Genomic DNA, 9,640 nt, shown 5'->3' on the forward strand with positions numbered 1-9,640 from the left:
TCCGACCGTCTGTTCCTCCGTGGAGATGCCGATGAAGAAGTCGCCGAAGTCCCTCGCGTTCCTGCTCGCCATCGCGGCCGCCTGCGCCGTCCTGCCGTCCGCGGCGATGGCCGCCGACAAGCTCAAGGTGGGCATGCTCAGCACGCTGTCTGGCGCGGGCGCCGGCCTGGGCGTGGACATCCGCGACGGCTTCGCGCTGGCGGTCCAGCAGGGCGGCGGCAAGCTCGGCGGCCTGCCGGTCGAGATCGTGATCGCCGACGACCAGCAGAACCCCGAAGTCGCCAAGCAGTCCGCCGAGCGGCTGATCAAGCGCGACAAGGTCGACGTCATGACCGGCATCGTGTTTTCCAACGTGATGCTGGCGGTGGGGCCCGGCGTCTTCGCGGCGCAGGTGCCCTATGTGAGCGCCAATGCCGGCCCGTCGCAGTACGCCGGCGAGCAATGCAACCCGTACTTCTTCAACGTCGCCTGGCAGAACGACAACTTGCACGAGGCCATCGGCAAGACGGTGACGGACAAGGGCTTCAAGAAGGTTGTCGTGCTGGCGCCCAACTACCCGGCGGGCAAGGACGCGGTGGCCGGCTTCAAGCGCTACTACAAGGGCACGGTCGCCGATGAGATCTATACCAAGCTCGGCCAGCTCGACTATGCCGCCGAGCTGGCGCAGGCCCGCGCCGCGAAGCCCGATGCGATGTACATCTTCCTGCCCGGCGGCATGGGCATCAACTTCATCAAGCAGTTCGTCGGCGCCGGCCTGTCCAAGGACGTCACGCTGTTCGGGCCGGGCTTTTCCGCCGACGAGGACGTGATCAAGGCCGTCGGCGAGCCGATGCTGGGCATGTTCAACAGCTCGCACTGGGCGCATGACCTGGACAACCCCGTCAACAAGCGCTTCGTCGCGGACTTCGTCAAGGCGTATGGCCGCCTGCCCTCGCTGTACGCGAGCCAGGGCTACGACGCGGCGCTGCTGATCGGGGCCGCGGTGCGCGACGTGAAGGGCAAGGTCGAGGACCGGCCCGCGATGCTCAAGGCGCTGAAGGCGGCGAAGTTCGAGTCGGTGCGCGGGGCCTTCCGCTTCAACCACAACCAGTACCCGGTGCAGGACTACTACCTGCGCGTCATCACCAAGGACCCGCAGGGCCGCGTGACCAACCGGACGCTGGGCAGGATCTTCGAGCAGCACGCCGACGCCTACGCGCCGCTGTGCAAGATGAAGTGACGGCGGCGGACGCGCATCGATGGATCTCATCCTCGTCGCCGAGCAGGCCCTGAACGGGCTGCAATTCGGGCTGATGCTGTTCCTGCTGGCCGCCGGCCTGACGCTGGTGTTCGGGATCATGGACCTGATCAACCTGGCGCATGGCTCGTTGTACATGGTCGGGGCCTACCTGACCGCGGCAGCGCTGGTGGCGGGCGCGCCCTTCCTGGCGGCGGTGCTCGCGGCGATCGCGGGCACGGCGCTGCTGGGCATGGCGCTCGAGGTCACGCTGCTGCGGCGCCTCTATCAGCGCGACCACCTCAGCCAGGTGCTGGCGACCTTCGCGCTGATCCTGATGCTCAACGAGGGCGTGCGCATGATCTGGGGCGAGCAGCCGCTGATGCTGAACACGCCGGCCGCGCTGTCCGGCCCGGTCGAGCTGCTGCCGGGCTTGAGCTATCCCGCCTACCGGCTGCTGATCATCGGCGTGGGATTGGCGGTCGCGATGGCGCTGTACCTGCTGGTGACGCGCACGCGCTGGGGCATGTGGGTGCGCGCGGGCGCGTCCAACCGCGCGATGACGTCCGCGATGGGCGTGCCCGCCGACCGGCTGTTCACCGCCGTCTTCGGCATCGGCGCGGCGTTGTGCGCGCTGGCGGGCTCGCTGCTGGGGCCGCTGCTGGCGGTGCAGGTCGGCATGGGCGAGAGCATCCTGATCCTGGCCTTCGTGGTGATCGTCATCGGTGGCATCGGCTCGATCCGCGGCGCGCTGGTGGGCGCGCTGCTGGTGGGACTGGTGGACACCGGCTCGCGCACGCTGCTGCCGGCGGCGCTGCGGCAGGTGGCCTCGCCCGAACTCGCGTCCAGCGTCGGCCCGGCGGTGGCGTCCATCCTGATCTACGTGCTGATGGCGGCGGTGCTGTTCTGGAAACCGCGCGGCCTGTTCCCCGCGAGAGGCTGAGCCGATGAGCACGCCGGCCTCCCCCGCGCGCCCGCCGCGCCAGACCTTGCTGCATCACCGCGGCCTCGGGCCCTGGACCTGGGCCGTGCTTGCGCTGCTGGCCGCGCTGCCGCCGCTGCTTCAGGTGATGGGGCTGGAGTTCTACACGGTGGTCGCGACGCGGGTGCTGATCTTCGCCATCGCGGCATCGAGCCTGAACCTGATCCTGGGCTTCGGCGGCCTCGTGAGCTTCGGCCACGCGGCCTTCGTCGGCCTGGGGGCCTACACGGTGGGCGTGCTGATGGAGGCGGGCGTCGCCTCTGCGTGGATCGCGTGGCCGGCGGCGATGCTGGTGTCGGGCCTCGCGGCCGCGGTGATCGGCGCCATCAGCCTGCGCACGCGCGGTGTCTACTTCATCATGATCACGCTGGCCTTTGCGCAGATGTTCCATTACCTGGCCGTCTCGCTGAAGGCCTATGGCGGCGACGACGGCCTGCCGCTGGCCGCGCGCTCGAGCTTGACGGCGCTGCCGGTGAACCTCGCCGATGACGCGTCGTTCTACTGGGTCGCGCTGGGGCTCTTCGCGCTGGTCTTCGCGGGTTTGCAGCGGCTCGTCAACTCGCCACTGGGCTGGCTGCTGCAGGCCGCGCGGGAGAACGAGACCCGCGTCACCGCCACCGGCGGCCGCGTCTTCGCCGTGCAGTGGAGCGCCTTCATCATCGCGGGCGCCCTCGCGGGCCTGGCGGGCGCGCTGCTGGCCAACCTCAACGGCATGGTGTCGCCGCACCTGATGCACTGGTCCCAGTCCGGGCAACTGATGGTGATGGTGATCCTCGGCGGCGCCGGCGCGGTGTGGGGGGGACCGCTGGGCGCGCTGGTCTTCCTGCTGCTCGAGGAACTGCTCTCCGGCGTAACCATCCATTGGCAGTTCGCGCTTGGCGCGATCCTGCTCGCGGTGGTGCTGTTCGCGCCGCGTGGTCTGGCGGGACTCTTCCGGCCCCGGGGAGATGCGCATGCGTGAACACGGCAACACCGAACGCGCCTCGCCGTTGCCGGCGCTGTCGCTGCTTCAGGTCCATCGACTGGTGAAGCGTTTCGGCGCGCTGACCGCGACGGATGAGGCGAGCTTCGACGTCCGCGCCGGCGAGACCCATGCGCTGATCGGCCCGAACGGCGCCGGCAAGACCACGCTGATCCACCAGATCTCCGGCGCGCTGGCGCCCGATGGCGGCGGGCTCTTCTTCGATGGCGAGAACGTGACCGCGCTGCCGATGCCGCGGCGCGTGCAGGCGGGCCTGGTGCGCTCGTTCCAGATCACGAGCCTCTATCGCCGCTTCACGGTGCTGGACAACGCGGTGCTGGCGGTGCTCGCACGGCGGCCGAAGGCCCCGTCGTGGTGGCGCCCCGCCCGCGCCGACGAGGCCGCCTTCGCCGATGCCGAGGCGATGCTGGCGCTGGTCGGACTCGGTGCGCTGGCGGGCCGCGTGGCGGGCAGCCTCGCGCACGGCGAGCAGCGCCAGCTGGAACTCGCGCTGGCACTGGCCGCCCGGCCGCGCCTGCTGCTGCTCGATGAGCCGATGGCCGGCATGGGGCCGGACGAATCGGCGCGGATGGTCGAGCTGCTGCTGGCGCTCAAGGCCCAGCGTTTGACGCTGCTGCTGGTCGAGCACGACATGGATGCGGTGTTCCGGCTCGCCGACCGCGTGTCGGTGCTGGTTGGCGGGCGCGTCATCGCGACGGGGACGCCGGACGAGATCCGCCAGGATGCGGCGGTGAAGCAGGCTTATCTTGGCGAGGACGCGGAGACCGGCGCATGAGCGAGGCCCTGCTCGAGATCGACGGCCTGCGCGCCGGCTATGGCGGCAGCCAGGTGCTGTTCGGGCTGGACCTGCGCATCGCGTCCGGCGAGGTCGCGACGCTGCTGGGCCGCAACGGCATGGGCAAGAGCACGACACTGCGCTGTCTCACCGGCTGGCTGGCGCCGAGCGGCGGCCGCATCCGCTTCGCCGGCGAGGACGTCACCGGCTGGCGCGCCGACCGCATCGCGCGGCTCGGCCTGGCGATCGTGCCGGAGGGGCGGCAGGTCTTTCCCAACCTGAGCGTGGCCGAGCACCTGCGCGCTTTCGCGGCCAATCGCTGCGGCGCGGCGCAGCCCTGGACCATCGAGCGGGTCTTCGCGCTGTTCCCGCGGCTGCGCGAGCGCGCTGATCATCTCGGCGGCCAGCTCTCCGGCGGCGAGCAGCAGATGCTGGCCATCGGGCGCGCGCTGGTGACCAATCCGCGGCTGCTGGTGCTGGACGAGGCCACCGAGGGCCTGGCGCCGCTGATCCGCGAGGACATCTGGCGCTGCCTGGAGACCTTGCGGCAGGCGGGGCAGACCATCCTCGTCGTCGACAAGTACGTGAAACGGCTGATCCGCCTCGCGGACCGGCACAGCATCCTGGAACGCGGCCAGGTCGTGTGGCGCGGCGATTCCACGGCGCTGTCGGCCGACCCGGGGCTGTGGCACCGCCATCTGGGCGTGTGAGCGCGGCGGCCGCGATGTTCGAACTCTCAAGGAGCACGACGACATGAGCGCCATCTTCGAGCGCGAGGTGCTGATCCGCTTCGGGCACTGCGACCCGGCGGGCATCGTCTTCTTTCCGCGCTACTACGAGCTGCTGAATGCCTTCGTCGAAGACTGGTTCAACGACGGACTGGGCGTGCCCTATGCCGAGCTGCTCGGCCCGCGCCGCGTGGGGCTGCCGACGGTGCAGCTGCAGACCAGCTTCGAACGCATCAGCCGGCAGGGCGACCGGCTCACGCAGCGGCTGTGGATCGAGCGCGTGGGACGCAGCTCGCTGACGCTGCGCATCAGCTTCGACGGCGCCGACGGCACGCGCGTGAGCTTCGGCCAGGTGCTGGTGTGCACCTCGCTGGACACGCACCAGTCGCAACCCTTCCCCGAGGACGTCCGCGCCGCGCTGGTGCGTGCGGTCCAGCAACAGCAATCCCATCAATCGTCATCGCAGTAGAGGAGTCCGACGATGAGCAACGACAACGATCACGACAACGACAACGAGTTCGGAAGGACGGGCGCCGGCAAGCGCCTGCTGCAGCCGCAAGGCTGGATGGCGCCGCGCGGCTATGCGAACGGCGTGGCCGCGGCGGGCACGCAGGTCTTCGTGGCCGGCCAGATTGGCTGGAACGGCCAGTGCCAGTTCGAGAGCGATGACTTCGTCGATCAATGTCGCCAGGCCTTGACCAACATCAAGGCGGTGCTGGCCGAAGCCGGCGCCGAACCGAGGCACATTGTGCGGATGACCTGGTACCTGCTCGACAAGCGCGAGTACGTCGCCCGCGGCCGTGAGGTGGGGCAGGCGTATCGCGAGGTGCTGGGCAGCGAGTACGGCATCGCGATGACCGCCGTGCAGGTAGCGGGGCTGATCGAGGATCGTGCGAAGGTTGAAATCGAGGTGACGGCGGTGGTGCCGGCGCGGGACTAGGATCGGTCCCAGCCTGCGCCGCGTCCCCGGGACGCAGGGTCACATCAACAGGAACGGAAGAGACATCATGAGCCAAGCATCGAAGGCCTCGAAGGCCGCATTCCACTGGGACGACCCGCTGCTGCTCGAGCAGCAGCTGAGCGACGACGAGCGCGCGGTGCGCGACGCGGCGCGGGCCTACTGCCAGGACCGGCTGGCGCCGCGCGTGCTGGAGGCCTTCCGGCACGAGAAGACGGACGCGGCGATCTTCCGCGAGATGGGCGAGCTGGGCCTGCTGGGCCCGACGATTCCGGAGGAGTACGGCGGCGCGGGGCTGAACTACGTGTGCTACGGCCTGATCGCGCGCGAGGTCGAGCGCGTGGACAGCGGCTACCGCTCGATGATGAGCGTGCAGAGCTCGCTGGTGATGGTGCCGATCAACGAGTTCGGCAACGAGGCGACCCGGCGCAAGTACCTGCCCAAGCTGGCCAGCGGCGAATGGATCGGCTGCTTCGGCCTGACCGAGCCCAACCACGGCTCGGACCCGGGCTCGATGGTGACGCGGGCGCGCAAAGTGGAGGGCGGCTACTCGCTGAGCGGCAGCAAGATGTGGATCACCAACAGCCCGATCGCGGACGTGTTCGTCGTCTGGGCGAAGGATGATGGCGGCCAGATCCGCGGCTTCGTGCTGGAGAAGGGCTGGAAGGGCCTGAGCGCGCCGGCGATCCATGGCAAGGTGGGGCTGCGCGCGTCGATCACCGGCGAGATCGTGATGGACGAGGTGTTCTGTCCCGAGGAGAACGCCTTCCCCGACGTGCGCGGCTTGAAGGGGCCGTTCACCTGCCTGAACAGCGCGCGCTACGGCATCGCATGGGGCGCGCTGGGCGCGGCGGAGTTCTGCTGGCATACCGCGCGGCAGTACACGATGGATCGCAAGCAATTCGGCAAGCCGCTGGCGGCGAACCAGCTGGTGCAGAAGAAGCTGGCGGACATGCAGACCGAGATCACGCTGGGGCTGCAGGGCTGCCTGAGGCTGGGCCGGATGAAGGACGAGGGCACGGCGGCGGTGGAGATCACGTCGATCATGAAGCGCAACAGCTGCGGCAAGTCGCTCGACATCGCGCGCGCGGCGCGGGACATGCTGGGCGGCAACGGCATCAGCGACGAGTTCGGCATCGCGCGGCATCTGGTCAACCTGGAGGTGGTCAACACCTACGAGGGCACGCATGACATCCATGCGCTGATCCTCGGCCGTGCGCAGACGGGGATCGCGGCGTTCTGACGGCGATCGTCAGGGGACCGGAATGAAGGGCGCCGCGGGCGCCCTTTTCTGTTCTTGCGATCTCCCATCTCATATGCAGAAACTTGCAAATTTGCATGTTCCTGCATATGGTTTGGGAATGCCTTCCACCCTTGAGCGTTTCGTCGATGAGTTGCTGATGAATGGTCGCTCGACGTTCTCCCGCGAGGACGCCGAGGCCATGCTGCCGCTGACGCGGTCCGGACTCGACACTGCGCTGGTGCGACTGGGACAACGGCGACGCATCGTCAACGTCTACAAGGGCTTCTATGTCGTCCTTCGACCGGAAGACGTCGCCTATGGCGCACCTGATCCTGCGCAATGGATCGGTCCTCTGATGGAGCACCTGGACCTCGACTACCGCGTATCGCTGTTCCGTGCAGCAGCGCTTCATGGCTCGTCACACCAGGCCGCGATGGTCTTCCAAGTGATTGTTCCCAAGCAGTTGCGCGGCTTCGAGATCGGCCGCATCAGGATTCAGTTCCTCACGCAGGCCGCGGCGGCCTTCCTTGCGGTGAATCAGCGCGAATTTCTGACAAACATCAAGTCGAGGGCTGGCTTCGCGAAAACCGCGGGCGTCGAATTGACCCTCCTCGATTCGGTCCGCTATTCAGCGAAGGCGGGCGGCATCAATGGTGTTGCGCAGATGGTGATGACCTTCGGCGACAAGGCTGTTCCAAGGCGCTTGTCGGAGTTGGCAGCCCATTACGAGACACCGTGCGTGCGACGACTTGGATTTCTTCTCGAGCACTTTCACCACGTGAGGCAGGCGAAGGCCCTGGAGGTCTTTGCGGAGCGGGCGAAGACGGTGGCTTTGCTGGATCCGTCCGCCAAGCCGATCATCACCTCGCTGGCGGAGGATTTCGAGACCGATACCAGATGGAAACTCCTCTTGAACGGGGAGGTGGAGATAGACCTTTGATTCCTCGGACCTACCTCGAAACCTGGGTGAATGTCGCGCCCTGGATGGAAGAGCGGCAGGTGGAGCAGGATCTGCTCATCTGCCGCGCTCTGTGCGACCTGTTCAATGCGCCGGCCTTGAAGGATCGGATCGCCTTCCGGGGCGGGACGGCGATCAACAAGCTGTTGTTCCCTCAACCGCTGCGCTACTCGGAAGACATCGATCTCGTGCAGACCAGGGCCGAACCCATCGGTCCGACGCTCGATGCGATTCGCGAGGCGCTGTCGTGGCTCGGAACGCCCTCGCGGAAGATCGCCGGACACTCGATGCATCTCATGTATCGGTTCAGCCCCGAAGTGGCACCGGATGAGCGGCTTCAGCTGAAGGTGGAGATGAACACTCGGGAGCATGCTCATCTGATGGGTCTGCGCGAGATGCCTTTCAAGGTGGACAGCGGCTGGTACAACGGAGCGTGCGAGATCACGACGTTCGCCCCGGAGGAGCTGTTCGGAACAAAGCTTCGCGCGCTGCTTCAGCGACGGAAGAATCGGGACCTCTTCGATCTGCACCACGGACTCGATGCGCTCGGACTCGACCCAGACCGAGTGCTGGCGGCGTTCGATCACTACCTGAGGCTGGAAGGCATTTCGATCACCCGGGCACAGGCCGAGGAGCGCATGCTCAAGCGACTCGTGGCGAGCCTGACAGACGACATCGGACCGCTGCTGCCGGCAGGTGTGCGCTTCGACGAGTCCGATGCGCTCATCGCCTTCGAGAACGTCTGGCGTCAACTGATCCAGCGTCTGCCTGGCGACGGATGGAAGCTGACCTCCAAGGTGCTCGACGAACTGCGGGAGAAGAAGTTCCCCGGCCTTCTATCGCCGACGGCCCTGTCCTGAACGCGACAGCCACTCCCGCGCTCCGGGGGGACGATCCGCGGCGGACCGGGCCCGCGCGATGGCCCGGCGCGACCAGGAGACGCGTTCATGGACGACATCACCGCCCACATCCCTTCGCTCAAGGGCCAGGTCAGCGACGCTGAATGGCAGCTGCGCGTGGACCTCGCCGCCTGCTACCGGCTGGTGGCGCGCTACGGCTGGAGCGACCTGATCTTCACGCACATCAGCGCGCGCCTGCCCGGCGAGGCGCACGAGTTCCTCATCAACCCCTATGGGCTGATGTTCGACGAGATCACGGCCTCCAGCCTGATCAAGGTCGACGCGCAGGGCAACAAACTGCAGGACACGCCGTTCCCGGTGAACCAGGCCGGCTTCATCATCCATGCCGCGATCCACGCGGCCCGGCCTGATGTGGGCTGCGTGCTGCACACGCATACGCGGGCCGGCGTCGCGGTGTCGGCGCAGCAGGGCGGGGTGCTGCCGATCTCGCAGCAATCGACCTTCGTGCTGGCCTCGCTGGCGTACCACGACTACGAGGGCGTCGCGATCCGTCCCGACGAGCAGCCGCGGCTGCAGAACGATCTCGGCGACAAGATCTTCTACTGCCTGCGCAATCACGGCCTGCTGACCGTGGGGCGGACCATCGGCGATGCCTTCCTGTCGATGTACACCTTCGAGAGCGCCTGCCAGATCCAGATCGCCGCGCAAGCTGGGGGCGCCGCGCTGACGCCGGTCGATGACGCGATCATCCGCGGCACCGCCGAGTCGATGCGCGTGCAGACCGGCGGATTGGGGGGCGCCTTCGTGTGGCCGGCGCTGCTGAGACAGGCCCGCCGGCAGTGCGCCGGGTTCGAGACCTGAGGCACGGCCTTCGGGCTGGCGGAGGAGGTGCTGGCGGGTTGGTGATGGCGGGTTGGTGATGGCCGGCTGTTGATGGC

General features: G+C 67.8%; 11 protein-coding genes. All 11 read left to right on the forward strand.

Going from position 1 to position 9,640, the window contains the following annotated elements:
- The first annotated feature begins 25 nt into the window (after positions 1-25).
- Positions 26-1,219 (forward strand): ABC transporter substrate-binding protein, encoded by a 1,194-nt coding sequence (locus ABDW61_RS07945; protein ID WP_343637967.1) that lies wholly within the window; start codon positions 26-28, stop codon positions 1,217-1,219.
- Between the two features lie 19 nt (positions 1,220-1,238).
- Positions 1,239-2,159 (forward strand): branched-chain amino acid ABC transporter permease, encoded by a 921-nt coding sequence (locus ABDW61_RS07950; protein ID WP_343637899.1) that lies wholly within the window; start codon positions 1,239-1,241, stop codon positions 2,157-2,159.
- A gap of 4 nt (positions 2,160-2,163) precedes the next feature.
- Positions 2,164-3,159, forward strand: a complete 996-nt coding sequence (locus tag ABDW61_RS07955) for a branched-chain amino acid ABC transporter permease (protein ID WP_343637900.1) — start codon at positions 2,164-2,166, stop codon at positions 3,157-3,159.
- Positions 3,152-3,955, forward strand: a complete 804-nt coding sequence (locus tag ABDW61_RS07960) for an ABC transporter ATP-binding protein (RefSeq protein WP_343637901.1) — start codon at positions 3,152-3,154, stop codon at positions 3,953-3,955. The genes ABDW61_RS07955 and ABDW61_RS07960 overlap by 8 nt, the downstream gene beginning before the upstream one ends.
- 8 nt (positions 3,956-3,963) lie before the next feature.
- On the forward strand, positions 3,964-4,665 hold the full coding sequence (locus ABDW61_RS07965; RefSeq protein ID WP_343637968.1) for an ABC transporter ATP-binding protein: 702 nt from the start codon (positions 3,964-3,966) through the stop codon (positions 4,663-4,665).
- 43 nt (positions 4,666-4,708) lie between these two features.
- A complete protein-coding gene (locus ABDW61_RS07970) occupies positions 4,709-5,152 on the forward strand; it encodes a thioesterase family protein (RefSeq protein ID WP_343637902.1) in 444 nt (147 codons plus the stop codon).
- A 96-nt stretch (positions 5,153-5,248) separates the two neighbouring features.
- Complete coding sequence (locus ABDW61_RS07975) at positions 5,249-5,623, forward strand: RidA family protein (protein WP_343637969.1); 375 nt, start codon at positions 5,249-5,251, stop codon at positions 5,621-5,623.
- A 67-nt stretch (positions 5,624-5,690) separates the two neighbouring features.
- Positions 5,691-6,884, forward strand: a complete 1,194-nt coding sequence (locus tag ABDW61_RS07980; RefSeq protein WP_343637903.1) for an acyl-CoA dehydrogenase — start codon at positions 5,691-5,693, stop codon at positions 6,882-6,884.
- 118 nt (positions 6,885-7,002) lie between these two features.
- Entirely contained in the window at positions 7,003-7,824 is an 822-nt protein-coding gene (locus ABDW61_RS07985; protein WP_343637904.1) for a type IV toxin-antitoxin system AbiEi family antitoxin, read from the forward strand.
- Positions 7,821-8,702, forward strand: coding sequence for a nucleotidyl transferase AbiEii/AbiGii toxin family protein (locus tag ABDW61_RS07990; protein ID WP_343637905.1), 882 nt, complete (start codon positions 7,821-7,823; stop codon positions 8,700-8,702). The genes ABDW61_RS07985 and ABDW61_RS07990 overlap by 4 nt, the downstream gene beginning before the upstream one ends.
- 87 nt (positions 8,703-8,789) lie before the next feature.
- Entirely contained in the window at positions 8,790-9,563 is a 774-nt protein-coding gene (locus ABDW61_RS07995) for a class II aldolase/adducin family protein (protein WP_343637906.1), read from the forward strand.
- Positions 9,564-9,640: the final 77 nt, after the last annotated feature.

This window comes from Roseateles sp., assembly GCF_039595595.1.
In the GTDB taxonomy this organism is placed as follows: domain Bacteria; phylum Pseudomonadota; class Gammaproteobacteria; order Burkholderiales; family Burkholderiaceae_C; genus Roseateles.

Excerpts from the sequence above, each read along its gene's own strand:
- ABDW61_RS07945 (WP_343637967.1), top strand. The coding sequence starts at position 26 with ATGCCGATGAAGAAGTCGCCGAAGTCCCTCGCGTTCCTGCTCGCCATC.
- ABDW61_RS07950 (WP_343637899.1), top strand. The coding sequence starts at position 1,239 with ATGGATCTCATCCTCGTCGCCGAGCAGGCCCTGAACGGGCTGCAATTC.
- ABDW61_RS07955 (WP_343637900.1), top strand. The coding sequence starts at position 2,164 with ATGAGCACGCCGGCCTCCCCCGCGCGCCCGCCGCGCCAGACCTTGCTG.
- ABDW61_RS07960 (WP_343637901.1), top strand. The coding sequence starts at position 3,152 with ATGCGTGAACACGGCAACACCGAACGCGCCTCGCCGTTGCCGGCGCTG.
- ABDW61_RS07970 (WP_343637902.1), top strand. The coding sequence starts at position 4,709 with ATGAGCGCCATCTTCGAGCGCGAGGTGCTGATCCGCTTCGGGCACTGC.
- ABDW61_RS07975 (WP_343637969.1), top strand. The coding sequence starts at position 5,249 with ATGGCGCCGCGCGGCTATGCGAACGGCGTGGCCGCGGCGGGCACGCAG.
- ABDW61_RS07980 (WP_343637903.1), top strand. The coding sequence starts at position 5,691 with ATGAGCCAAGCATCGAAGGCCTCGAAGGCCGCATTCCACTGGGACGAC.
- ABDW61_RS07985 (WP_343637904.1), top strand. The coding sequence starts at position 7,003 with ATGCCTTCCACCCTTGAGCGTTTCGTCGATGAGTTGCTGATGAATGGT.
- ABDW61_RS07995 (WP_343637906.1), top strand. The coding sequence starts at position 8,790 with ATGGACGACATCACCGCCCACATCCCTTCGCTCAAGGGCCAGGTCAGC.